This window comes from Domibacillus antri, assembly GCF_001936625.1.
GTDB lineage: Bacteria > Bacillota > Bacilli > Bacillales > Domibacillaceae > Domibacillus > Domibacillus antri.
The window spans coordinates 52,779-75,544 of the sequence record NZ_MSDU01000014.1; the positions used below are offsets into that span (position 1 = coordinate 52,779).

Below are 22,766 nucleotides of genomic sequence, written 5' to 3' on the forward strand. Positions count from 1 at the left end.
AATGTACATGAAATCCCTCACCGGAGCGGCAAGGGATTTCATTTATTCCGTTCCGCTCCGCGGAAAAGAAAGCATTATTTTTTCACTTGGCTCATTACTTCTTCAGCAAAGTTATCTTGACGTTTTTCCAAACCTTCGCCCACTTCATAGCGAACAAATTCCGTCAATGTTGCCCCTTTGGATTCAAGGAATTGACGCACTTTTTGGTCAGGATCTTTAACAAAGCTTTGATCTAAAATGCATACTTCTTCAAAAAACTTGCCAAGGCGGCCTTCTACCATTTTGGCTACGATGTTTTCAGGCTTGCCTTCATTTAACGCCTGCTCAGTCAATACTTTACGCTCACGTTCTACTTCTTCTTCAGAAACCTGATCGCGTGATACATACTTCGGATTCAATGCAGCTGCATGCATCGCCACGTCTTTTGCTGCCGAAGCATCTGTTGTACCTTCAACAACAGCAAGTACGCCAATACGTCCGCCCATGTGCAAGTATTCACCGAAAGCAGCGTTCTCGCCTTTTGTACGGATTTCAAAACGGCGGAGTGTGATTTTTTCACCGATTTTAGAAATCGCTTCGCTGATGTACGTATCAACTGTTTTACCGTTTTCCATTGTTTGTTGAAGTGCTTCTTCAACCGATGCCGGTTTATTAGCCAAAAGATGTGCCGCGATTTCTTTCACAAGCACCTGGAAGTTTTCGTTTTTCGCAACGAAGTCTGTTTCTGCATTTACTTCAACGATCACAGCTGTGTCGCCTTCGCTTGTAATGAATGTAGTACCTTCTGCTGCGATACGGTCTGATTTCTTTGCCGCTTTCGCGATTCCTTTTTCACGAAGGTAATCGATAGCTTGGTCCAAATTGCCATCCGTTTCAACTAATGCTTTTTTGCAGTCCATCATACCTGCGCCAGTTTTTTCACGTAGTTCTTTTACCATTTGTGCAGTAATCGCCATTATAATTCCTCCTTAAATATGTAGAGCGGACCACGAAAGCATTGCCATGGTGAAATCCGCACTTCTTTAAAAAAAGGTGATAAGGGTATCCCTCTTATCACCTTTATAATGTATTACTCAGCTGCAGCTTCTGCTGTTTCAGCTTCCTGCGCTTCGTCTCCAGCTGCTGCTTCAGCGATTTCTTCGCCTTGCTTCGCTTCAAGAACAGCGTCAGCCATTTTACCAGTTAAAAGTTTTACAGCGCGGATTGCGTCATCGTTTGCAGGGATTACGTAATCAATTTCGTCCGGATCACAGTTAGTATCAACAATACCAACGATCGGAATGTTCAATTTACGCGCTTCTGCCACAGCAATACGTTCTTTACGCGGGTCGATAATGAAAAGGGCATCTGGAAGACCTTTCATATCCTTAATACCGCCAAGGAACTTCACAAGGCGCTCATGCTCTTTTTTAAGCTGAACAACTTCTTTTTTCGGAAGTACGTCGAATGTACCGTCTTCCGCCATTTTTTCGATGTTTTTCAAACGTTGAATACGCTTTTGAATTGTTGAGAAGTTTGTAAGTGTACCACCAAGCCAGCGTTGGTTCACGTAGTACATACCTGAACGTTCTGCTTCTTCTTTCACAGACTCCTGAGCTTGTTTTTTCGTTCCAACGAACAATACTTTACCACCGTCACCGGCAACTTCTCTTACAAATTTGTACGCTTCTTCCACTTTGCGGACCGTTTTTTGAAGATCGATGATGTAGATCCCGTTACGCTCCTGGAAAATGTACTTTTTCATTTTCGGGTTCCAGCGGCGTGTTTGATGGCCGAAGTGAACACCAGCTTCAAGCAATTGCTTCATAGAAATGACTGACATGTTTGTTTCCTCCTGTTTGGTTATATTTCCTCCGTCTTTATCCCTTTCAGACAAAATCCGTCATGGACGGCACCGTCTGCCTGAATCAAAAGACGTGTGTATTAACACCGTTAGTTACTATATCACAATGAGACCCCGTCCGCAACTATTTTTCTTGCGGCCGGTACAATTTTAATCCAAGCTGTACTTCTGTGATACCAATCTGCATCTTGCGTGCGATATCCTCGTCTGAAAACCCCTGTTTTTTCAGTTCAATCATCTGTTCCGCCGGAGAACGAACTGTCACCGGCTTCTCCTGGTCATTTTTTATACGGGTATATGCTTTCGCGGCAGCTTTTCTCGGAACGATTGGCGGCAGCGGTACAGCATCCTGTTTCATTTCCTCCGGCAGAGGCACGATTTCTTTTTGTTCAGGAGGCTTGTTCGACAACTGCTTTAGAAGATGCTCATTCTCTTCTTTTAGTTCCATTAAAAAGGCGGTCATCATTTCTTCTGTTTCCAATGCTGTCTGCCTCATTTTTTGTTCAGTCAGCTTTATGTTATTTTGCCGCTGGTATAATAAAATAAGCGCAAACAGACTGACTGCATGCAATAAAAATGAGATGGTTATTAAAAACGTCGTCATAATTCTCCTTACCCGCTCACATCAATACGCTTCCCTTTATAAGGATGGGCGGATTTCTTTTTTTCATCCTGTTTCTTCTTTCTTCTTTGTCTTTGCTGTTCATTTTCCCGGCCGCGTTCATTCAAATTCATTTTATCGATGTTATCCCCCTCAACAACGGCTTTTCGTTTCCATTCTGCTTCTTTTTCCGCATCAGCATTTGCATTTTGCTGGGCAGACAGGGCATTTTGCTGCTGGTCCAGCACCGTTTTGGACGCCTCATAAGTCCGGGGAAGTGCCACCTGCATCTCAACCGATTTAAAATCCACACCGCCACCCCGTTTCCTTCGTAAATGGATTACCCTTTTTTCTTCACAAGCTGCTGCTTTAACTTAAATAATGCCTTCGAATGAATCTGCGAAATCCGGGATGTCGATAATCCGAGAATTTCACCGATCTCTGTCAAAGTGAGCTCCTCTTTATAGAAAAGGTCAATAACAAGCTGCTCTTTTTCCGTCAATTTTTCAATTTGCGCGGCCAAATCATTTATTTGTTCCTGTTTAACAAGCTCTTCTTCCGGTGACAATACCTGTTCATCTTTAATGACAAAACCAAAACCTTCCTGCTGATCCAGTTCATTCATCTGTTCATCCATTGATAAAACGTGAGAAAAAAAATGTTCCGCCATTGTATCATGAACATCATCTGCCGTGATTCCGAGCTCTTCTGCAACTTCCTCCGCTGTCACTGTCCGTAAATAACGCTGTTCAAGCTTCGACACAGCCGCTTCAATCTTCTTTGATTTTTCCCGGGCGGCACGCGGCAGCCAGTCCGCTTTACGAAGCCCGTCTAATATGGCTCCGCGAATGCGAAAAGAGGCATACGTATCGAATTTTAAATCACGTGAAGGTTCAAATTTTAACAGAGCATCATACAGACCCGATAAGCCGAAACTCATAATTTCTTCTCTGCTTACCGCTTTCGGCAGTGTGGACGCTATTCTCCGGCTGTGAAAAGTCACAAGAGGCATGTATCGGGTGACGAGTGCATCCCCATCGTCCGGATGCTTCTCTTTTTTCCACCTTGTCCATAGATCCTGCTCTTCCTGCTGCGTTGTCTTCGTCATTTGATCCCCCCTGACCTAACCGGTGCAAAACCATCCTTTTTTTATTATTTTAAAGAAAAGTCATGCATTTGCCAACATTATGCACAAAAAAGCAGCGGCATTGATGCCCCTGCTTTTCTTACAGCTGCTGCTCACCTTTATTGACTGTCCGAATATGAAGAATGGACGTAGATGGATCAAACTCAATCGTCCGGCCGCTGTTTCCGCCGACATCTTCAGCGAGAATCGGGATGCGGGCCGCCTTTAACTGTTCTTTGACGGCATCGACATTCCGCGGACCAATCTTCATTAAATCAGAACCGGATTTAAACTGAAACATTTGCGCACCGCCTGCAATTTTGGCTTTAAGCCGTGATGGACGTGCGCCGATTTTCGTCAGCTCATTAATCAGAGCCGGTACCCCTGTATTGGCAAATTTAGCGGCATTTTTCATATTTGATTTTGCAAGGCTTGAGTCTGGAAGCATCACATGAACCATTCCAGCGACACGAGCTGTTTCATCGTACAACACGACGCCGACGCAGGAACCAAGACCGGATGTGCGGATTGTCCCCGGCGGCTTGACGACATTCAGGTCTGCAATCCCTACTTTCACAACGTCCCGCACGTTATTCATTATAACCGGCTCCAAGTGCTTCAAAAATTACCGGGAATGAGTCCGGAGACAACAATAAAAAGAAATGCCCTTTTACTGTTTCTATATCTCCCGCTTCAAGCTCCGTCAAAATCGTGTCAATCACGATGGCATAATCGCTGTATTGGGAAATTTCAAGCAATCCATAGCTGATAATAGCGCCAAACATATCGACGGCAAGCTCCGGTACAGACGGCTGCAGTTTTAAATGCGTAAAATCACTCAATGCTGATAAGTATGAGCCGGACAAAATGTTCCCCATTTCCTGCATCGCAGAAAAACCGATATGCTGCACCTCACGGTCATGGAATGTAAACATGTCGTCCATCGTTAATTTTTGGATAAACCGATCCGCTTCCTCTACTGCCAGCATGAAAAACATGTTGCCGCCTGCTTCTCCTTCAATACGGAGGCTGACGCTGACCGCTTCTTTTTCAGAACCGCCTGTCAGCTCCATCATCTCTGTAAACGGAACAACACGGACGCTTGGCACCTTCATATCAATCTTCCGGTTCAGGAGCGTAGACAGGGACGTTGCGGCATGTCCCGCTCCAATATTCCCTACTTCTTTTAAAATATCAAGATGAATAGGCTGAATGTGATCAATATAGTTCATCATGAACAGCCCTTATTTAAAAATCTTCTCAAGACTGAGCATAATCAGCAGTCTTTTTTCGAGTTTGGCGACACCAGTAATGTATTCATCTCCAAGCGAACCAACCACTTCCGGCTGCGGTTCAATGGCATCAAGGGGAATATCCAGCACATCATTTGCACCGTCTACAATTAAACCGACTTCCATATCATCACGAGCAGCAATAATAATGCGCGTTGTGTCATCATAGCGATCATCCGCCAAACCGAACCGGCTGCGCAAATCGATAATCGGTGTGACGACACCCCGTAAATTAATAACGCCTTTTACGAAAGACACAGTGCCCGGCACACGCGTGATATGCATTAATTTTTCGATGGAGTGGACCTGGTGAACCGGCAGAGCATATTCTTTATCCAATAATTGAAAAGCAATGACTTTAACTGCGGTTGGAGCACTTGTTTCACTCATAGCCGCACCTCCTCTTATTTAATGAGCGCGTTGCAGTCGACGATAAGCGCTACCTGCCCATCGCCTAAAATGGTCGCACCGGAAATCGCAAAGACATTTGTTAAATAGTTACCAAGTGATTTCAATACGACTTCCTGCTGGCCGATAAACGAGTCAACAACGAGACCTGCCATTTTTTCCCCTTTTCTCACGATGACAATGGAATAGAACCGGTCATCATCTTCCTGATGAGGAACTGAGAAAATATCTTCTAGGAAAAGAAGCGGTACAACTTTTCCACGGAAATCAATTACCTGCTGGTTATGAGCGTTCAACACTTCTTCTTTCTTCACAATCGCTGTTTCGATAATGGATGAAAGCGGAATCGCATACTTTTCTTTTTCAATTTCAACAAGCATGACGGAAATGATGGACAGCGTTAATGGCAGCTGAATTAAGAACGTCGAACCAACGCCTTCAACGGAATCAATGGTAATGGAACCGCCGAGTGATTCAATTGTCGTTTTGACAACATCCAGTCCGACTCCGCGTCCGGACAAATCAGAGATCACATCCGCTGTTGAAAAACCGGAGGCCATAATCAGCTCAAATATTTGCCGGTCATCAAGTGTCAGTGCCTGATCTTCGGTCACGATCCCTTTATCCAATGCTTTTTTCAAAACTTTATCTTTATTTATCCCCGCACCGTCATCTTCAATTTCTATGAAGACGTGATTACCGCTATGGTAAGCTTTTAATTTAATGGTTCCTACAGCCGGCTTTCCCTTTGCGGTGCGTTCCTCCGGCATCTCAATCCCATGATCTCCCGCATTTCGGATTAAATGAACAAGCGGATCACCAATTTCATCAATCACCGTGCGGTCAAGCTCGGTTTCCGCCCCGATGATTTCCAGATTGATTTGCTTATTCAAGTCTCTCGACAGCTGACGGACTAATTTCGGGAACCGGTTAAAGACCGTTTCTACCGGAACCATGCGCATGTTTAAAATGATATTTTGCAAATCACCGGAAATACGCGACATGCGTTCAACTGTCTCATTCAGTTCAGAATGATTTAATTCGCCCGAAATGGATTCAAGACGGCCCCTGTCAATGACAAGCTCTTCAAATAAGTTCATTAAAATATCCAGACGCTCAATATTCACTCGGATCGTCTTGTTGGAGACAGCCTGTTTTGAACCTTTGTTCTCTTCCCCTTTTTTCTCCGCAGGCTTCACTTCGACCTGCTTCGCTGCCGGTTGTTTTTGCTGTTCAGCTGAACCTTCCACCGGCGCTTCGGTTTGCTGTTCCGGTGAAGGAACTGCAGACTGAATAATTTCCGTCACCGTCACTTGCTCGACTTCTGATACTTTTTTCACTTTCTCTTCAATATCTTCTGCCGGCTCCTTCGTTACAAGCGTCACGGTGAATTGTTCATCGAACTTTTCTTCTTCCAGCTGGTCAGAAGACGGAACGGATTTAATCACTTCACCACATTTTTCAAGTACTTCGAATACCATAAAAACCCGCGCTGCTTTTAAAACGCAATCAGCACGAAGAGAAACCGCCACTTCAAAACAGCTGAACCCCTGTTCTTTTGACTGTTCCATTACGGTGCGTTCAAATTCATCATATTGAAGATTATGTTCCGTTACAGGTGCAGGTGGTTGTTCAGACGGGACTGATAGGGATGATACTGGCTCGCCCTGTTCAATTTGGAGAAGTTTTGTCACAACATCTGTTACGTCGCGCTTTCCATCTCCGCCGGCTGAAATATCAAGCACCATCGCTTCAAGATCATCAACAGAGGAAAAAACAGTATCCATAATTTCTAATGTGACCGATATTTTATGGTTTCGAATCGCATCAAGCACGTTTTCCAATTTGTGCGTTAAGTTCGCAAGGTCTTCATAGCCCATCGTTGCAGACATGCCTTTCAACGTATGAGCAGAGCGAAATACTTCATTAACAATATCAATATTTGTTGGATCTTTTTCAAGCTCCAGTAAATGCTCGTTCATTGCTTGCAAGTGTTCTTTACTTTCATCAATAAAAATTTCCAGGTACTGATTCGTATCCATCCGTCTTCACCTCTTATCATATACGTGCTTTACAATGGTTAATGCAATTTCATCAACCGGCACAACATCATCAACAAGATGCGTGGCAACAGCAGCTTTTGGCATTCCATAAACGACACATGTTTCTTTAGCTTCTGCAATGGCTTTAACAGGGCCGGCTTCTTTCAACTTGATCAATCCTTCTGCGCCGTCCGCTCCCATACCGGTCATAATCACGGCTATTTTATCAAATTCATTGATCTCTGCTGCCGAACGGAACGTCACATTGGCGGCCGGACGATGTCCTCCTTCCGGCTCGGTTTGATCGAGTGAGGCAACAATAGAGGTACCCGTCTTTCTTAGTTTCAAATGGCAGCCGCCTGGGGCAATATAGGCAGTGCCTTTTTTCAAAACTTCGCCGTCCTGCGCTTCTTTGACACGAATTTCAGATAAAGAATCAAGCCGGTCCGCAAGCGATTTCGTAAAGCCCGGAGGCATATGCTGCACAACAACGACCGGTGCAGCAAGGGAGGCCGGCAGTTTCGTTATGACATGCTGCAGGGCGCGCGGACCTCCTGTTGATGTGGCGATCAGGACGAGCTTGCCCATCTTTTTATAACGCGCGGCCGACGCCATGCGATCTCCCGGTTCTGGATTGCTTCTTGTCGGAGGGACAATGACTGAAGGTTTTGCAGCCAGCGCCGGCTGCATAGTGATATTTGCTTTTGAAGCGGCGAGTACCTTTTCAATCAGTACATCTTTGATTTTGTGAAGATCAAGCGAAATTGTTCCAGAAGGCTTGGCAATAAAATCAACCGCACCCATTTCAATCGCTTTTAATGTGGTTTCCGTCCCTTCTTTCGTCAAGCTCGACAGCATTACGACAGGGCACGGCTGCTTTTCCATGATGATTTTCAGCGCCTGCAGCCCATCCATTTCAGGCATCTCAACATCAAGCGTGATAACATCCGGCTTTAACTCTATCGCTTTTTTTACAGCATCATGCCCGTTTCGCGCAAATGCGACGACTTCCAGCTCCGGATGCTCAATTAAAAACTCGGAAATCAGCTTTCTCATAAAAGCAGAATCATCCACAACAAGAATTTTTTTTGATCTCATCGGCTGTCCCTTCTTTCTGTAAAAAAGCGCCGCAGCTTATCAATGAAGCCTGATGTTTTTTGTTCGTCTTTTACAGGTACGCCTGCATACTTTTTCACGATGATGTCAAATGCGGTCGAAATACGCGCTTCCGGAAAAGCAATCATAAAAGGCTGCCCAGCTTTAACGGATTTGCGAACAGCAGGATCATCCGGCAATGAGCCGAGAATGATCGGGCTTACACGCAAAAATGCTTCCATCGTCTGCTTAAGGCGTTCAGCCGTCTGAAAGCCTTCCTCCTCTGTTTCAGCCCTATTACATAGAAGAAAGAACTGCTTTTCTTCATCCCGTAAAAAAATAAACTTCATCATGGAATAAGCATCAGTCATAGCAGTCGGTTCCGGAGTGGATACTGTCAGCACCGCTTCCGCCGCAAGTAAAATATTCAAGCTTTCTTTTGATGCTCCCGCTCCCATATCAAACAAAATATAGTCATAGTCATCAACCAGCTGTTCAAGAGCTTGTATCCACTTTTCGGTGTACGTTTCATCCCATTCAAATAACTGCGCGGCCGCCGACCCGCCGTGAATAAATAAAATCCCTTCAGGCCCGGAATTAATCAAATCTGTGAGCGGCACACCTTTCGTAAAAAACTCCGCAATGGAATGTCCGGGATCCTTACTAATTAAATGATAAATATTACCCATGCCAATGTCCATATCAAATAATAAAACTTTTTTATTCATTCTGGCGAGCCCGATCGCGAGGTTGACGGAAATGTTCGTCTTTCCGACGCCGCCTTTTCCGCTTACAATCGCTAATGTTTTCGCACGCCTTTTCTTCAGCGGCTCTACCGCGGCCGTTTTTTGCATCAGTTTTTTTCTGAGTGATGCGGCTTGATCGTTCATCATCTTGTTTCCTCAAATAAAGATTGAATAATACGTTCCGGAGTTGTTTCAGAAAGATCATCTGGTACATTTTGACCATTTGCAATAAAGGATATTCCTACTTTATAAGTATACATCAAATTAACAATTGTGCCTTTAGTTTTTGTTTCATCCACTTTTGTAAAAATAAATCCATCGAGCTGTATAGATGTAAAGTTCTCAATGACTTCTTCTAAATCCTCCTGTTTCGATGCTGCGCTCAAAACAAGATAATAAAGAGACTGTACCGTTTTTTTCAACATCAGTGCCTGCAAATCTTCCACGTACTGTTTTTCGCGATAATTACGCCCAGCTGTATCGATGAACACTACATCATAATCCGCCAGATCGGCAAATGCCTTTTCCATATCACTTCTTGAATAGGCAATTTTAAATGGCGCATCCAGAAGTCCCGCATACGTCTTTAACTGCTCAATAGCAGCGATTCGATACGTATCCGTTGTAATAAACGCCACCTTTTCGCCTTTCTCAAGTACTTTTTTCGAGGCGAGCTTTGCAAGCGTCGTCGTCTTACCGACACCGGTCGGCCCAAGGAGATGAATATACTTTGCCGGTTCTGGCCCCGCTGTACGGCATGAAGACAGACAGTCTATTAAACATTCAATGGCCCAATCACGAACCTTTCTATCATCTGCCCGATGGCGCTCTTCCCGCCATTTTTCCAGAAGATGATCGCCTGTCAGCTGCAGCAGTTCCTCGGATAAACCTTGCCGTTTCAACTGCTCAAGAACCGGCTGCAATGGTTCCGGATACAAAAAATCGGCCTGTTTTGTTTCTTTCAACTGGCGGATCATTTGTTTCATTTCCTGCATATCTTTTTTTAATTCATCAGACAGCGGTGTATGCTGTTTAATTGTGACCGGCTCCGGCTTTCTTTCAATTGTCCGTTCTATCATTTCCGCATTCGGATCAATCGCCGCAACGACTTCTATATTTTTTTTCCTAAATAGGCCTAAGACTCCGCCTTTATATACCGTTTTTGACTGTAATATAACGGCTTGCGGGCCGAGTTCAGCCCGCACTTTTTTCATCACTTCCGGCATAGAAGGCGCCATATACTTTTTCATTTTCATTCGATCGTCACCACTCCTGTACTCTGTACTTCTACACTTGGCTCAAGCTCGTTATAGGATAAAACAGGAATTTGCGGGAAATAGCGTTCAAGGAGCTGTCTCACATACATGCGGATGGCCGGCGAACAAAGAATAACCGGTGATTGCTGCATAAACGATGCCTGCTCCACCTGCTGGGCAGTCGCTTCTAAAATACGCTGTGACTCATTCGGATCGATGGACAAATAATTGCCGTGTTCTGTCTGCTGTACACCGTCTGCAATAAGTTTTTCAATTTGTCCGGACAAAGTAATGACATGAAGTGAACCGGTATCATCCGCAAATTGCATCGTAATTTGACGGGCAAGGGCTTGACGGACATATTCTGTTAATAAATCCGTATCCGATGTCATTTTTCCGAAATCAGCAAGCGTTTCGAAAATGATCGGCAAGTTGCGGATCGATAAATTTTCCTTCAATAATTTAGCCAAAACTTTTTGCACTTCTCCAACTGAAAGCGGATTTGGGGTCACTTCATCCACTAAAATCGGATACGATGCTTTTAAATGATCGATGAGCTGCTGTGTTTCCTGGCGGCCCAGCAGTTCGTGTGCGTGCTTCTTAATCGTTTCTGTTAAATGCGTCGATACAACGCTTGGCGGGTCCACAACGGTATAGCCGAAAATTTCCGCCTGTTCTTTCACATCTTCTGTAATCCATTTTGCCGGCAGACCAAAAGATGGTTCAATTGTATCAATTCCTTCTACCATATCATCTTCTTCTCCAGGACTCATGGCTAAATAGTGATCGAGAAGAAGCTCGCCTCCCGCCACTTCACTGCCCTTTATTTTCATCCGGTACTCATTTGGCTGAAGTTGTATATTATCCCGTATACGGACAACAGGAATAACAAGTCCAAGTTCAAGCGCCAGCTGTCTCCGGATCATGACAATCCGGTCCAGTAAATCCCCGCCCTGATTGGTATCGGCAAGAGGTATAAGCCCATAGCCAAATTCAAACTCAATCGGATCAACCGTCAGCAAATTAACAACAGATTCCGGACTTTTAAGTTCTTCTGTATCGGCCTCTTCTTCTGAAGACATTGAATCATCAGGCGCTTCTTTTGGAGCACGCGAGATCATATAGCCTCCCAATGCAAGCCCTGCTGCAATCGGAATAGTTAAAATATCATTAATAGGCGTCGCAATGCCCAATAAAAAAATCGTTCCAGCTGCGATATAAAGCATGGACGGGTAACGTAAAAGCTGCCCTGAAATTTCTTCACCCAGGTTTCCATTTGAGGCGGCACGCGTTACAACGATACCGGTTGCTGTTGTGATTAAAAGCGCCGGAATTTGTGACACAATACCGTCGCCAACTGTTAACAGCGAATAGCGGGCAGCGGATTCTCCGAACGAGAGTTCCTGCTGCATCATCCCGATCACGATGCCGACAATGAGGTTGATGATAACCATGATTATACCGGCGATCGCATCCCCTTTGACGAATTTTGTCGCCCCGTCCATTGCTCCATAAAAGTCGGCTTCGCGGCTTACTTTTTCACGTCGTTCTCGTGCCTGTGTTTCAGAAATCATGCCTGCATTTAAATCGGCATCAATACTCATCTGCTTTCCCGGCATTGCGTCAAGTGTGAAGCGTGCAGCCACTTCCGATACACGCTCTGCCCCTTTCGTAATAACAACAAACTGAATAATGACAAGGATAAAAAAAACAACCATCCCAACGACGATATTCCCGCCGACTACGAATGTGCCGAATGTCTCGACAACGCCCCCTGCCTCCCCGTGACTTAAAATGGAACGCGTTGTCGACACATTCAGACCAAGCCGAAATAACGTCAACAGCAAAAGCAGTGAAGGAAATACGGAAAATTCAAGCGCTTCTTTCATATTCATCGAGATGAGCAAAACGAGGAGCGCAAGAGAAATATTAATGATGATAAGCACACTTAAGAGCCACGTTGGAAGCGGCACGATGAGCATGGCAACAATTAAAATAACACTGAGTAAAACAGAGAGGTCTCTTGCTTTCATTTTTTTCTCTCCCAACAAAAAAGTTACAATTTATTTTTAATCCGGTAAACGTATGCGAGAATTTCTGCGATCGCTTTAAAAAACTCTTCCGGCACCGCATCACCGATTTCGGTTTGATCATGAAGTGCTCTCGCCAGCGGCCTGTTTTCAACCATCGTGACGTCGTTTTCTTTCGCAATCAATTTAATCTTTTGTGCAATATAGTCGGTCCCTTTCGCTACGACATACGGTGCATCAAGCTTCGATTCATCATATTTTAACGCGATCGCATAATGCGTCGGATTCGTGATGACAACGTCCGCATCCGGCACTTCCTGCATCATGCGGCGCATCGCCATCTCACGCTGTGTCTGGCGGATACGCGATTTTATGAGCGGGTCCCCTTCCGAGTTTTTATGCTCATCTTTAATATCCTGTTTAGACATACGCAGGCTTTTTTCAAAGTCAAACTTTTGATAAAAATAATCGAGCACACCAAGCACGAGCAGCGCAGCCGCGGCGACAAGACCCATTTGTACGGTCAGTGTACCAACAAGCGGAAGCGTATCTTCAATCGGCTTCAAAGCCATTTTCAGTACATCTTCTATATGAATCCAAAGAATGACAAAAGCCGCTGTGCCAACGAAACCAATTTTCAAAATCGATTTTAATAACTCCACAATCGCACGCATAGAAAAAATACGCTTAAACCCTTTAATCGGATCTAACTTTTCAAGCTTTGGCTTAATGGGTTCACCTGTTACCAGCCAGCCAACCTGCGCGTAGTTGGCGATCACCCCGGCAGCCATAGCGACGCCCATGAAAGGGCCAAGAATGACCGCACACTGCTCCATCACTTCAAACACAATCGTTTTTAAATTCGCTTCTGTCACCGGCATCAGCATGTAATATTCAATCGAATGCTGGAACATATGAAAAATATCCCGACCCATTGACGCGGCAAATGCTGATAAAAAACCGAACAGGACAAGCAGGCTGACGGCTGTGTTTAAATCCTGACTTTTCGCCACCTGCCCTTTTTTACGGGAGTCCTGCTTCTTTTTCGGTGTTGCTTTTTCCGTCTTTTCTCCCGCAAAAAATTGCAGATCCAGTTTCAGCAGCATAGTGCTATCCGCCTCCAAAAATCGTCATTAAATCCCGCATGACATTCAACATCATTCCGAATAAATCACGTACTAAAGTAAAAATGACACCGATGACAATAAACACAACGATAAACGCGACACCAATTTTGAGTGGAAAGCCGACCACAAAAATGTTAAGCTGCGGAACCGTCCGGGCGACAATGCCCAGCATAACATCGGTCAAAAATAAAACGGCCACAATCGGCATTGACATTTGAAACGCAATCAAAAAAACGGCATTGAATGTTCTTGCCATATAATAAGCGGCTTCTCCATTTCCAAACGGCAAATACAGTTGATCCATCGGAATGAATTCATAGCTGTAAAAAATACCATCTAAAATGAGATGATGACCGTTTAACGCGAGCAGCATGAGCAAGGAAAACATGTATAAATATTGGCCCATTAAAGGACTTTGTGCACCGGTCTGGGGATCAATGACGTTCGCAATGGCAAAGCCCATCTGAAAATCGATAAATCCGCCGGCAATTTGAATGGCCGATAAGACGATAAACGCCGCTAAACCAATTAACAGCCCTGTCATCGCTTCTTTTAAAATGAGCAAAATGTATTCGCCGTTTATCTCAAACGGACCAGCGTCAATGGAGTAATACATGGTCCATGACAAAACAAGCGCAAAGGCGATCCGGTGCTGGGCAGGTATCGTTCTGTAGGAAAAAAGCGGCATTGTCACGAAAAAAGCCGATACGCGTACGAGAATAAGTAAAAAAACGGACAGATCAGGAAACAATTGACCCATTCGCCTCTACCCGACAAATCTCGTTAAATTTGTAAAAATTTCCATCATGTAAGAGACCATACGTGTCAGCATCCATGGTCCGAAAAAAATGATACCAACCAGGACACCCACAATTTTTGGAACGAAAGCAAGTGTCTGCTCTTGAATTTGCGTCGTCGCCTGGAAGATACTGACTGCAAGACCGATGCCAAGCGCCAGCAAAAGGAGCGGTGCACAAATGATAATTGTCATATAAACCCCTTTTTCAGCAAGGGAAATAACCATTTCTGTATTCATTTCTTCACCTACCTAAAAGCTTCGCAGCAGCGACTCAATGACGAGATACCAGCCGTCGATCAACACAAAAAGTAAAATTTTAAAAGGAAGTGAAATCATAACTGGCGGAAGCATCATCATCCCCATGGACATAAGGATACTGGCAACAATCATATCAATTACGAGAAATGGAATGAAAATCATAAAGCCGATTTGAAAAGCCGTTTTAATTTCGCTTAAAGCAAATGCAGGCACTAGCGTTGTCAGCGGAATATCTTCAATGGATTCCGGCTGTTCCGCCTGCGTGTAATCCAGAAACAACTGCAGGTCTTTTTGCCGTGTATGTTCACTCATGAAATCTTTAAATGGAGCACTCGCAAGCGTGTACGCTTCCTCGAGGTTAATTTCCTCATTAAAAAGAGGGGTTAACGCTTCATCATTTACCTCCTGTAAAACAGGTGACATGATGAAAAAAGTTAAAAAGAGAGCAAGGCCAAGAAGGACTTGCGTCGGCGGCATTTGCTGTGTCGCCAGTGCCGTCCGCACGAATGATAACACGATAATAATCCGCGTAAAACATGTCATTAAAATTAAAATGCTCGGTGCCAGCGACAGAACCGTCAGCATTAATAACAATTTCACAGACGTGGACACATTTTCAGGTGAACTCGAATTAAAAAACTCCATAAATTCATTCATCTTTCCGGCGCTCCCCGTCTGTGAAATCTTGAACTGCCTGCCCTCGGCTTTTTTTCAAATCAGCCATTTTTCTTTCTAATTCCTGCTTAAAATCAGAGGACCTCTTTGACTTCTTTTTTAGCTCTAATTGCGATTTTACTTTATGAATGATGTCAGATGGCTGCATCATTAAATCTGTCTGCTCTTCATAACGGGCAAGCAACTCATTTCGTTCTTCTGAATCGTCAATTTCTTTTAACAGGGCGACATTTTCACCCACACCGAGAACAAGAACCCGTTCTCCCACTTTAACAATTTGAATAGAACGGCTGCCGCCAAGTGCCGTGCCCCCAAGATGCCGAACCATCTGATTCTCCTGATAGGAACGGCTTTTTTTATTAATAAACCGGAGTAAAAAGTAAATCAGTCCTATAACAAAAGCGAGTGCCGCCATCATCCGCAGGACATCTAAAAATCCGATGCCGACTTCACTTCCGGCTTCAGTGCCCGCTTCTGTTTCCGGATCACCTGCCGGCTCTTCTTCCGCACAAGGATCCGGATTTTCAATGCAATTTTTCACATTCGAATTAAATGGCCCTGCCGTGGCAATCAGTTGATTGCCAGAGAACAGAGCCATTGCGAAAAAGAAAGGCATTATTCTTTTTAAAAATAAGTTCATGTTACATCACACCTTATGATGACAGCACTTTTGAAATAGCTTCAATCACACGGTCTGCCTGGAATGGCTTCACAATAAAGTCTTTCGCACCGGCCTGGATCGCATCAATAACCATCGCCTGCTGTCCCATCGCCGAGCACATAATAATTTTCGCGGAGCTGTCTGCAGCTTTAATTTCTTTCAATGCCGCAATGCCGTCTTTTTCCGGCATGGTAATATCCATCGTGACAAGATCCGGCTTCAGTTCAGCATATTTCTCTACTGCCTGCGCGCCATTTTCCGCTTCTCCCACTACATCAAAACCATTTTTCGTCAAAATATCTTTAATCATCATGCGCATAAACGCCGCATCATCTACAATAAGAATTCGATTTGCCATTTATTTCTTCCCCCTGCAAAAAGTTAATTTAAATTTTTCAATCGATCCGCCGGACTGGCGATATTCGTAATCCGCACACCGAAATTTTCTTCAATGACAACGACTTCCCCTTTTGCCACTAACCGATTGTTGACGAGGACATCAACCGGTTCACCGGCAAGCTTGTCCAGTTCAATAATAGAACCTGACGTCAGTTCCAAGATGTCTTTCACTTTTCGGTTCGTACGGCCGAGTTCAACCGTTACTTGCAGCGGGATATCAAAAAGCATGTTCAAATTACGCGCTTCTTGCTCGCCAAGCTGAGGAGCGTTAAATGAAGAAAATACAGCCGTTTCCACGTTGGCCGGCTGCTGCTGCTGGCCAAATGATGAACCGCCAAGGTGACGCGGCGCCTCAGATTCTCTCATTGGCATGGACGCTTCCGGCGGCACAGACTGTGGTACTGCCTGTTGAACCTGTGGCTGCGGCGGTGCTTCATTTGAAACAGGCGCCTGCTGGACCGGCTGTGATGCCGGTTGTTCCGGAGCCGGATTCATTAATTCCATTACGAGCTGTTTACCGAATTGTAATGGAATAAGCTGCATAATATTAGAATCAATCAATTCTCCAACCGTCAGGCGGAATGAAATCTTAATTAATAATTCCTGTTCGGGAATGGACTCTGTCCCTTCCCCTTCATGTAAATTTAAAAGTGAGATTGACGGCGGTGAAATATCCACTTTTTTGTTAAAAATAGTCGACATGGATGTAGCCGCAGAGCCCATCATTTGATTCATCGCTTCCTGAACAGCGCTCAATTGAAGTTCACCGAGGTCAGGTGAGACATCCACTCCATTGCCGCCAAGCATTAAATCAGCAATTATCGCCGCGTCATCCTGCTGAATGACAAGCAGATTGGCGCCTGTAAAGCCTTCTGTATATTTCACTTCAATCGCCGCATACGGGTGAGGGAATTCGTCTTTGAGACGGCTTTTTTCAACTACCGAAACAGTCGGAGTGGTAATATCCACTTTTTGATTGAGCAGGCTTGATAGAGCCGTTGCAGAGCTTCCAAACGAAATATTGCCAATTTCGCCAAGAGTATCCTGCTCAAAATGATCCAGATATTCTTCTACATTGCCGACTAATTTTTTTTCAGTCTGCGAAAAATCACCGGGCTTATCATCATTTCCTCCTTTTAACAATGCATCAATTTCATCCTGGGATAGCATATCATCACTCATCATCATCATCCCCTCCTTTCAAGTAGTCCATCACTTGTACAGCCATCTTGCGGTTAACGCGTCCAGGCTGCGCTGTAAATTTCGGCACGCTGCCCACTTTAACTGTAAGCGGCTGATCAACGAGTGTATTTAGTTCAATGACATCATCTACAGCCAAAAGAAGAAACTCTTCAATCGTAATACTTGACTGGCCAAGTTCCGCAATAACCGGCAGTGTCGCTTTTTTCAGCCGTTTATCGAGATGTTTGATTTCTTCCGGATTCCGCTCTTTTTTATCCGGATTTTGCATCCAGTAGTGAACGGAAAGCTTCGGAATAATCGGTTCCAAAACGACGTGCGGTATACAAATATTAATCATGCCAGTCGTCTCGCCAATCGTTGTATTCAGCGAAATGACGACAACTGTTTCATTTGGTGACACCATTTGCAAAAATTGCGGGTTCACTTCGAAATCTGCCGCTATCGGATCAATATCCACTATATTGGTCCACGCTTCACGGTAATTTTCAAACGCGTGGTCAAACATATTTGACATAATTCGCGTTTCGATTTCCGTTAAGTTTTCAACTTTGTTAATGCTTGCACCCCGTCCGCCAAGTAGCCGGTCAAGCATCGCGTAAGCCACATTCGGATTTACTTCCATTAAAATACGGCCTTCGAGCGGCGGCACTTCAAACACGTTTAAAATCGTCATGTTCGGGATCGACCGGATAAATTCTTCATACGGGATTTGATCCGCTGATACAACCGACACTTGCACATACGTTCTAAGCTGTGCGGCAAAAAACGTTGTTAAAATACGGGCAAAGTTATCGTGCATTCGTGTTAAACTGCGAATCTGATCTTTTGAAAACCGAAGTGCCCGTTTAAAATCATATACTTTCACTTTCTTTTGTTCTTCTTCTTTTTTGAGTTCATCCGCATCCATTTCACCCGTTGAAAGAGCTGAAAGAAGTGCGTCAATCTCATTTTGAGATAAAATCTCTCCCGACAATTATATCACCCCCTGTCTATCGCTTCCTGTTTATTGAATAATGTACGAGGTGATGTATACAGCTTTCACTTGCCCGTCCTGCATAATACTGTTTAAGTTGGTTTTCAGCGTTTCCGTCAACTTTTGCTTGCCGGCTTCACCTTTTAAATCATCCGCCGTCATTTCCGAAAGCTTTTGAATGATTATATCTTTCGCCTGGAAGTCGCGCTTCGTCATTTCTTCCATTGCTTTTTTGCTGTCGGTCTGAATTTTAAATGAGATGCGAATGAAATCATCTGACGCCAGATTCGTCGTCATTTCGGGAATATCGACCGATGATTCAAGTATTTCATCAATGGTCGGACCTTTTTGCGCTGCACCGCCGTTTGATGATTTTAAAATGACGACTACTGCAATGGTGCCGGCAAGCAGGATGACCGCCATCAGCACAACCATGATCGTCATTAATTTATTTTTCTGTGCTTTTTGTTCATTCTCCATCATGATCCTCCTCCGCTTTCACTTTCCCAAGAAGCGAAATGCGCGAATAAAATGATTCAATCCCCGCCGTCACTTCTTCATGCGCCTCACGCACGACATATTTTTTGCCGTTTGTGAGCGTAATGGTCGTGTCGGGAAAGCTTTCGACCGTTTCTATGTATATGGCATTAAGCGAAAACGGCTTGCCGTTCAACCTCGTCACAGTAATCATAAATGCCAGGGCTGAAAAGTTTCAGCCCTGTCCCTCCCCGCATTAAAAAGTAAGAATAAACCTATTAACGCTTCATACTCATCAATTCCTGCAAAATCTCATCTGACGTTGTAATGATACGTGTATTGGCCTGAAACCCGCGCTGAGCCACAATCATTTCGGTGAATTCTTCAGATAAATCGACGTTGGACATCTCGAGCGTACCGGCAACAATTTCACCATTACCTGACAATCCTGGAGCAGCCAGTGCTTCTCCGCCGGAAGCCGTTGTTTGCTGAAAATAATTACCCCCTACTTTTTCCATACCTTCAGGATTGGAAAACTTAGCTATAACAAGTTGCCCAGCCCAGCGTAATACACCAGCCGCATCCACAAATGTAACTGTGCCATCCGCCCCGATACTCATGCTCTGCGCATCAGTCGGGATTTGAATTGGCTGATAAGGAATATCTGCATTGCCGTTCCCTGTATCCTCCGGAAGAAAACCGGCGATTGTTTCAGTTGTTAGAGGTAATTGAGCTGCAGTTGGCGCTGGGTTAGGAGCTCCAATTTGGTTTGGCGTAGGATAAACGGCTGGCGTTCCTCTTTCTCTCGCTCCATACCCCACGACAAATAATCCGTCGCCATTGACAAGATATCCATCAGAATCTAAATAAAAATTCCCGGCACGAGTAAATACTTCATTTGTAAAGCCTGTTCGGCCAGCATTTGCAGATTCCGCCACCTGAAAAAATCCATCTCCGGAAATGGCTAAATCTAATGTACGGCCTGTTGTTTGCAATGATCCTGTCGTATGATTTGTATCAATTGCCGCTAACTGTGCACCAAGCCCTACTTGTCGTGGGTTTGTTCCGCCTTTAATCGCTGTCGGTGCAGTGGCGCCCGCCAGCTGCTGGCTGACCATATCTTTGAAAATAGTACGTCCCTTTTTAAACCCATACGTATTGACATTTGAAATATTATTGCCGATGACGTCTAATTTTGTCTGGAAGTTTTTCATTCCGCTGATTCCGGAGTACATTGAACGTAACATAAGTGTGTTTTCCCCTCTCTTATTTGTCTGCGTCAGTCGGTCGGCAGACGGCCGGCTTCCTTTTCGGTCCAGCCGGTGTTTATAGGTTGTCCATGACGATTGTACCGTTAATGTTTGTAAAAATGTGAGATGCTGCTTCATCGCGGTTCATGGCGGTAATGACGGTGTTGTTCTTCGCACTGGCGATCAGCGCCGCATCTTTCAACAGGACAAGGGAGTCGTTCACACCTTTAGCGCTTGCTTCGGCGAGCTTTTCACCGATGGACTGCCATTGAGTCACATTGATTGCAATGCCGCGTTCTTTTAAGCGCTGTTCCGCGTGTTTAGAGATGTTTGGCAAGGTACGCTGTGAGACGGCCTTCTCAAGCGTTGCGCTGAATGAAGAACTTGATGCCCCTTTTTGATCCTCACGCTTTTTACCCGGCGCCAGCGGCTGGAACGTGCCTGCGATGATGGGATGTATGGGTTTCATTTCTCCTTCACCCGCCTTTATTCGATTTTGGTTAAGCTCGATACCGCAATTTTTTCATCGTTTGTGAGCTGGAGCCACACTTGACCGTCTTTCATGGAAACCGATTTGACAGCAGCGCTCTTTTCACTGCCATCCGCCCCCCATGTTACGGTACGGCCGATAAGATAACTAGCTTCAACAAGCGGGTTTGAGCTGATGATGCCGCCTGACAGGCCGCCAACAAGTTCCGAAATATTGCCCGGCTCTAAAATCGTTCCATCCGTCAATGTAAATTGGACGCTTTCACCAGTAAATCTAATAGACGCCACGGTGCCTGAGCCTGTTTCAACCACCGGCTGTCCTTCCGCATCCTTTTTGTCAGTCATTTTATGCCACACCACTTCTTTACCGACAAACGATTGATAATTCATCATTTGCGATGCCTGCTGTGCCTGTACCATTTCTTCAATCATCGATGTCATATTGACCATTTGCTCAAGAGATGTGAACTGTGCCATTTGTGCGATAAACTCTTTATCTTCCATCGGGCTGAGCGGATCCTGGTTTTGAAGCTGTGTCATTAAAATTTTCAAAAATTCGTCCTTGCCAAGCGCGCTGCTTCCCGTTTGTTTCGTTTGTTTCGGGTTATTTGCTAAATAAAGCGATGGATCAATTTTCGACATGGATTACACCTCGATTTCTATATTCGTTAAAAAATCGGCAAATGAAGAGGCATCTTCATCTGTTGATTGATTCGGCTGCTGCTGATCAGCTTGCTGCTTTTGTCCGTTTTGACGCTCCTGCTGATTGCCGCGTTCAAACATTTGCTGTCTCGTATCAGGGTTCGTCACTTCAATTTTATCGACTGCCACATTTTGCTGGCTAAATGCATTTTTTAATTGCTGCGCATTTTGTTCAAGCAACTCTTTTACCGCTTGTGTGGATGATAAAATTTTAGCGGTCATAACCCCGTTTTGCTGCAATAGTTCAATGCGCAATGTTCCAAGCTGTTCTGGATAAAGCTTAATAAGCAGCTTTGTACTGTTTGGTGTTTTCACCAAGTTTGAACTCCCGAGAATTTGTGTGAATTTTTCGATAAACTGTTCCATATTCATCGGGCGTGGATCGGCTTTGATACTCATCGCAAACTGCTCTGTTTTTGTCATCTGGTGAACGACCGGATTAAGCGCATCCTGGCCCATTACCGGACGTGCAGTTGTTTCTGCTTTAACGGCTAAAACGGATTGTTCATTCGTCTTTATTGGAGTTTCTGCTCCTTTCAGCTGAACAGAAGATGAGCTGTGGTTTGCAGAAGCTTCATAGCGGGTAAATGCCGTTTGAAGGACTGTCTGTCGTTTCGAATCTGACAGCGCTGATTCTTTCGCTGCTTGCTGCAAGGCAGACTGCAGCCATTTTTCCGGCTCCGTAACAGTTCGTTGATGCTGCAAGGCAGTTTGAGATGTAAACTGCTGAAAGATTTGCGCTGCTTTCATAACTGCTGCTGCTGCTTGCTTATCACTTTCTTTCACAATTTGTGATGCATTGGCTGAAAGCATGTGAATGACTGCAGCTAGTTCCATGACAGGCAATGTCTCCGAAAGAAGCTCTTCATCGTCTTCTTGTTTCGATAAAAGAGATTTTAAAGCTTCCTGTAAAGGTTCCGGCAGCTCCTTCGTCGTCTCTTCATTTGTCAACAAAGCTGCGATTTGTTTAACGGCTCCCATCAATGTTTCAGCATCTGTTCCAAGAACAAAGGCAAGCTCCTGCAGCGTCGGCATATCCCCTTCTTTTAATAGCTGCTCCGCAATCTTTGCAAGTTCTGGATCCATGATGGAATCGGCCGATTCCCCGAACGAGCCAAATACAGCGGCAAATCCCTCAACAGGCGAAATTGATGCAGCCGATGCACCTATTTCCTGCTGTACTGTGCCAAGCATTTGCCTAAACCCTGTTCCAGATGTCTTTTGCCCTGTATTTGTACTTACCACTAATGAAATGGATGAACCGGGCAATACGTTTGTTCCAAAAATAGCCTGCATCTATTGACACCTCCTTTG

Annotated in this window: 27 protein-coding genes; all 27 read right to left on the reverse strand. The window is 44.7% G+C overall.

Translation table 11 applies throughout. The features are described from left to right. Positions 1 to 74 precede the first annotated feature (74 nt). The 27 genes from tsf to BTO30_RS07625 all read right to left on the reverse strand — a co-directional run bounded on the left by tsf (position 75) and on the right by BTO30_RS07625 (position 22,748). Positions 75 to 956 (reverse strand): translation elongation factor Ts, encoded by an 882-nt coding sequence (gene tsf / locus BTO30_RS07495; RefSeq protein WP_075398106.1) that lies wholly within the window; start codon positions 954 to 956, stop codon positions 75 to 77. 113 nt (positions 957 to 1,069) lie between these two features. Next, positions 1,070 to 1,822 (reverse strand): 30S ribosomal protein S2, encoded by a 753-nt coding sequence (gene rpsB, locus BTO30_RS07500; RefSeq protein WP_075398107.1) that lies wholly within the window; start codon positions 1,820 to 1,822, stop codon positions 1,070 to 1,072. A 145-nt stretch (positions 1,823 to 1,967) separates the two neighbouring features. Further along, positions 1,968 to 2,447: a DUF6115 domain-containing protein gene (locus BTO30_RS07505; RefSeq protein ID WP_075398108.1), complete on the reverse strand. Its 480-nt coding sequence runs from the start codon at positions 2,445 to 2,447 to the stop codon at positions 1,968 to 1,970. Between the two features lie 8 nt (positions 2,448 to 2,455). Further along, on the reverse strand, positions 2,456 to 2,755 hold the full coding sequence (locus BTO30_RS07510; protein WP_083632335.1) for a hypothetical protein: 300 nt from the start codon (positions 2,753 to 2,755) through the stop codon (positions 2,456 to 2,458). Between the two features lie 29 nt (positions 2,756 to 2,784). Further along, on the reverse strand, positions 2,785 to 3,552 hold the full coding sequence (locus BTO30_RS07515; RefSeq protein ID WP_075398109.1) for a FliA/WhiG family RNA polymerase sigma factor: 768 nt from the start codon (positions 3,550 to 3,552) through the stop codon (positions 2,785 to 2,787). A 118-nt stretch (positions 3,553 to 3,670) separates the two neighbouring features. Continuing rightward, positions 3,671 to 4,168, reverse strand: coding sequence for a chemotaxis protein CheD (locus BTO30_RS07520; RefSeq protein ID WP_075398110.1), 498 nt, complete (start codon positions 4,166 to 4,168; stop codon positions 3,671 to 3,673). Then, positions 4,161 to 4,802 carry a chemotaxis protein CheC gene (locus BTO30_RS07525; protein ID WP_075398111.1) on the reverse strand — a complete coding sequence of 214 codons (642 nt, stop codon included), beginning with the start codon at positions 4,800 to 4,802 and terminating at the stop codon, positions 4,161 to 4,163. Before BTO30_RS07525 ends, BTO30_RS07520 begins: the two co-directional genes overlap by 8 nt. A 12-nt stretch (positions 4,803 to 4,814) precedes the next feature. Then, positions 4,815 to 5,252, reverse strand: a complete 438-nt coding sequence (locus BTO30_RS07530; RefSeq protein ID WP_075398112.1) for a chemotaxis protein CheW — start codon at positions 5,250 to 5,252, stop codon at positions 4,815 to 4,817. Between the two features lie 14 nt (positions 5,253 to 5,266). After that, on the reverse strand, positions 5,267 to 7,312 hold the full coding sequence (locus tag BTO30_RS07535; RefSeq protein ID WP_075398113.1) for a chemotaxis protein CheA: 2,046 nt from the start codon (positions 7,310 to 7,312) through the stop codon (positions 5,267 to 5,269). A gap of 6 nt (positions 7,313 to 7,318) precedes the next feature. Continuing rightward, entirely contained in the window at positions 7,319 to 8,410 is a 1,092-nt protein-coding gene (locus BTO30_RS07540) for a protein-glutamate methylesterase/protein-glutamine glutaminase (RefSeq protein ID WP_075398114.1), read from the reverse strand. Then, entirely contained in the window at positions 8,407 to 9,300 is an 894-nt protein-coding gene (locus BTO30_RS07545; protein ID WP_083632336.1) for a MinD/ParA family protein, read from the reverse strand. Before BTO30_RS07545 ends, BTO30_RS07540 begins: the two co-directional genes overlap by 4 nt. Continuing rightward, positions 9,297 to 10,409, reverse strand: coding sequence for a flagellar biosynthesis GTPase FlhF (flhF, locus tag BTO30_RS07550; protein WP_075398116.1), 1,113 nt, complete (start codon positions 10,407 to 10,409; stop codon positions 9,297 to 9,299). Before flhF ends, BTO30_RS07545 begins: the two co-directional genes overlap by 4 nt. Further along, positions 10,406 to 12,442, reverse strand: coding sequence for a flagellar biosynthesis protein FlhA (gene flhA, locus BTO30_RS07555; RefSeq protein ID WP_075398117.1), 2,037 nt, complete (start codon positions 12,440 to 12,442; stop codon positions 10,406 to 10,408). The genes flhF and flhA overlap by 4 nt, the downstream gene beginning before the upstream one ends. Positions 12,443 to 12,465: 23 nt before the next feature. Beyond that, positions 12,466 to 13,545, reverse strand: a complete 1,080-nt coding sequence (flhB, locus tag BTO30_RS07560) for a flagellar biosynthesis protein FlhB (protein ID WP_075398118.1) — start codon at positions 13,543 to 13,545, stop codon at positions 12,466 to 12,468. Positions 13,546 to 13,549: 4 nt separating this feature from the next. Beyond that, positions 13,550 to 14,326: a flagellar biosynthetic protein FliR gene (gene fliR, locus BTO30_RS07565; RefSeq protein WP_075398119.1), complete on the reverse strand. Its 777-nt coding sequence runs from the start codon at positions 14,324 to 14,326 to the stop codon at positions 13,550 to 13,552. 6 nt (positions 14,327 to 14,332) lie between these two features. Beyond that, a complete protein-coding gene (gene fliQ / locus BTO30_RS07570) occupies positions 14,333 to 14,602 on the reverse strand; it encodes a flagellar biosynthesis protein FliQ (RefSeq protein WP_075398120.1) in 270 nt (89 codons plus the stop codon). A gap of 12 nt (positions 14,603 to 14,614) precedes the next feature. Continuing rightward, complete coding sequence (fliP, locus tag BTO30_RS07575; RefSeq protein WP_075398121.1) at positions 14,615 to 15,280, reverse strand: flagellar type III secretion system pore protein FliP; 666 nt, start codon at positions 15,278 to 15,280, stop codon at positions 14,615 to 14,617. Continuing rightward, positions 15,273 to 15,938: a flagellar biosynthetic protein FliO gene (locus BTO30_RS07580; protein WP_083632337.1), complete on the reverse strand. Its 666-nt coding sequence runs from the start codon at positions 15,936 to 15,938 to the stop codon at positions 15,273 to 15,275. The genes fliP and BTO30_RS07580 overlap by 8 nt, the downstream gene beginning before the upstream one ends. A gap of 13 nt (positions 15,939 to 15,951) precedes the next feature. Then, complete coding sequence (locus BTO30_RS07585; RefSeq protein ID WP_075398122.1) at positions 15,952 to 16,317, reverse strand: response regulator; 366 nt, start codon at positions 16,315 to 16,317, stop codon at positions 15,952 to 15,954. 23 nt (positions 16,318 to 16,340) lie between these two features. Continuing rightward, positions 16,341 to 17,543 carry a flagellar motor switch phosphatase FliY gene (gene fliY, locus BTO30_RS07590; protein WP_075398123.1) on the reverse strand — a complete coding sequence of 401 codons (1,203 nt, stop codon included), beginning with the start codon at positions 17,541 to 17,543 and terminating at the stop codon, positions 16,341 to 16,343. Beyond that, on the reverse strand, positions 17,533 to 18,534 hold the full coding sequence (gene fliM, locus BTO30_RS07595; protein ID WP_075398124.1) for a flagellar motor switch protein FliM: 1,002 nt from the start codon (positions 18,532 to 18,534) through the stop codon (positions 17,533 to 17,535). The genes fliY and fliM overlap by 11 nt, the downstream gene beginning before the upstream one ends. Before the next feature lie 30 nt (positions 18,535 to 18,564). Further along, positions 18,565 to 19,014, reverse strand: coding sequence for a flagellar basal body-associated protein FliL (gene fliL / locus BTO30_RS07600; RefSeq protein WP_075398125.1), 450 nt, complete (start codon positions 19,012 to 19,014; stop codon positions 18,565 to 18,567). Continuing rightward, positions 19,004 to 19,225 carry a flagellar FlbD family protein gene (locus BTO30_RS07605; RefSeq protein ID WP_075398126.1) on the reverse strand — a complete coding sequence of 74 codons (222 nt, stop codon included), beginning with the start codon at positions 19,223 to 19,225 and terminating at the stop codon, positions 19,004 to 19,006. Before BTO30_RS07605 ends, fliL begins: the two co-directional genes overlap by 11 nt. 64 nt (positions 19,226 to 19,289) lie before the next feature. After that, the gene (locus tag BTO30_RS07610) at positions 19,290 to 20,258 is read right to left on the reverse strand and encodes a flagellar basal-body rod protein FlgG (RefSeq protein WP_075398127.1); all 969 of its coding nucleotides are present in this window, start codon (positions 20,256 to 20,258) and stop codon (positions 19,290 to 19,292) included. Positions 20,259 to 20,337: 79 nt separating this feature from the next. Next, on the reverse strand, positions 20,338 to 20,730 hold the full coding sequence (locus BTO30_RS07615) for a TIGR02530 family flagellar biosynthesis protein (RefSeq protein WP_075398128.1): 393 nt from the start codon (positions 20,728 to 20,730) through the stop codon (positions 20,338 to 20,340). A gap of 17 nt (positions 20,731 to 20,747) precedes the next feature. Then, positions 20,748 to 21,392: a flagellar hook assembly protein FlgD gene (flgD, locus tag BTO30_RS07620; protein WP_075398129.1), complete on the reverse strand. Its 645-nt coding sequence runs from the start codon at positions 21,390 to 21,392 to the stop codon at positions 20,748 to 20,750. Between the two features lie 3 nt (positions 21,393 to 21,395). Further along, positions 21,396 to 22,748 carry a flagellar hook-length control protein FliK gene (locus tag BTO30_RS07625; RefSeq protein WP_075398130.1) on the reverse strand — a complete coding sequence of 451 codons (1,353 nt, stop codon included), beginning with the start codon at positions 22,746 to 22,748 and terminating at the stop codon, positions 21,396 to 21,398. Between the last annotated feature and the right edge of the window lie 18 nt (positions 22,749 to 22,766).

Coding starts and splice junctions, on each gene's coding strand:
- tsf (WP_075398106.1), bottom strand. CDS start 956: ATGGCGATTACTGCACAAATGGTAAAAGAACTACGTGAAAAAACTGGC.
- rpsB (WP_075398107.1), bottom strand. CDS start 1,822: ATGTCAGTCATTTCTATGAAGCAATTGCTTGAAGCTGGTGTTCACTTC.
- BTO30_RS07505 (WP_075398108.1), bottom strand. CDS start 2,447: ATGACGACGTTTTTAATAACCATCTCATTTTTATTGCATGCAGTCAGT.
- BTO30_RS07515 (WP_075398109.1), bottom strand. CDS start 3,552: ATGACGAAGACAACGCAGCAGGAAGAGCAGGATCTATGGACAAGGTGG.
- BTO30_RS07520 (WP_075398110.1), bottom strand. CDS start 4,168: ATGAATAACGTGCGGGACGTTGTGAAAGTAGGGATTGCAGACCTGAAT.
- BTO30_RS07525 (WP_075398111.1), bottom strand. CDS start 4,802: ATGAACTATATTGATCACATTCAGCCTATTCATCTTGATATTTTAAAA.
- BTO30_RS07530 (WP_075398112.1), bottom strand. CDS start 5,252: ATGAGTGAAACAAGTGCTCCAACCGCAGTTAAAGTCATTGCTTTTCAA.
- BTO30_RS07535 (WP_075398113.1), bottom strand. CDS start 7,312: ATGGATACGAATCAGTACCTGGAAATTTTTATTGATGAAAGTAAAGAA.
- BTO30_RS07540 (WP_075398114.1), bottom strand. CDS start 8,410: ATGAGATCAAAAAAAATTCTTGTTGTGGATGATTCTGCTTTTATGAGA.
- BTO30_RS07545 (WP_083632336.1), bottom strand. CDS start 9,300: ATGATGAACGATCAAGCCGCATCACTCAGAAAAAAACTGATGCAAAAA.
- flhF (WP_075398116.1), bottom strand. CDS start 10,409: ATGAAAATGAAAAAGTATATGGCGCCTTCTATGCCGGAAGTGATGAAA.
- flhA (WP_075398117.1), bottom strand. CDS start 12,442: ATGAAAGCAAGAGACCTCTCTGTTTTACTCAGTGTTATTTTAATTGTT.
- flhB (WP_075398118.1), bottom strand. CDS start 13,545: ATGCTGCTGAAACTGGATCTGCAATTTTTTGCGGGAGAAAAGACGGAA.
- fliR (WP_075398119.1), bottom strand. CDS start 14,326: ATGGGTCAATTGTTTCCTGATCTGTCCGTTTTTTTACTTATTCTCGTA.
- fliQ (WP_075398120.1), bottom strand. CDS start 14,602: ATGAATACAGAAATGGTTATTTCCCTTGCTGAAAAAGGGGTTTATATG.
- fliP (WP_075398121.1), bottom strand. CDS start 15,280: ATGAATGAATTTATGGAGTTTTTTAATTCGAGTTCACCTGAAAATGTG.
- BTO30_RS07580 (WP_083632337.1), bottom strand. CDS start 15,938: ATGAACTTATTTTTAAAAAGAATAATGCCTTTCTTTTTCGCAATGGCT.
- BTO30_RS07585 (WP_075398122.1), bottom strand. CDS start 16,317: ATGGCAAATCGAATTCTTATTGTAGATGATGCGGCGTTTATGCGCATG.
- fliY (WP_075398123.1), bottom strand. CDS start 17,543: ATGATGAGTGATGATATGCTATCCCAGGATGAAATTGATGCATTGTTA.
- fliL (WP_075398125.1), bottom strand. CDS start 19,014: ATGGAGAATGAACAAAAAGCACAGAAAAATAAATTAATGACGATCATG.
- BTO30_RS07605 (WP_075398126.1), bottom strand. CDS start 19,225: ATGATTACTGTGACGAGGTTGAACGGCAAGCCGTTTTCGCTTAATGCC.
- BTO30_RS07610 (WP_075398127.1), bottom strand. CDS start 20,258: ATGTTACGTTCAATGTACTCCGGAATCAGCGGAATGAAAAACTTCCAG.
- BTO30_RS07615 (WP_075398128.1), bottom strand. CDS start 20,730: ATGAAACCCATACATCCCATCATCGCAGGCACGTTCCAGCCGCTGGCG.
- flgD (WP_075398129.1), bottom strand. CDS start 21,392: ATGTCGAAAATTGATCCATCGCTTTATTTAGCAAATAACCCGAAACAA.
- BTO30_RS07625 (WP_075398130.1), bottom strand. CDS start 22,748: ATGCAGGCTATTTTTGGAACAAACGTATTGCCCGGTTCATCCATTTCA.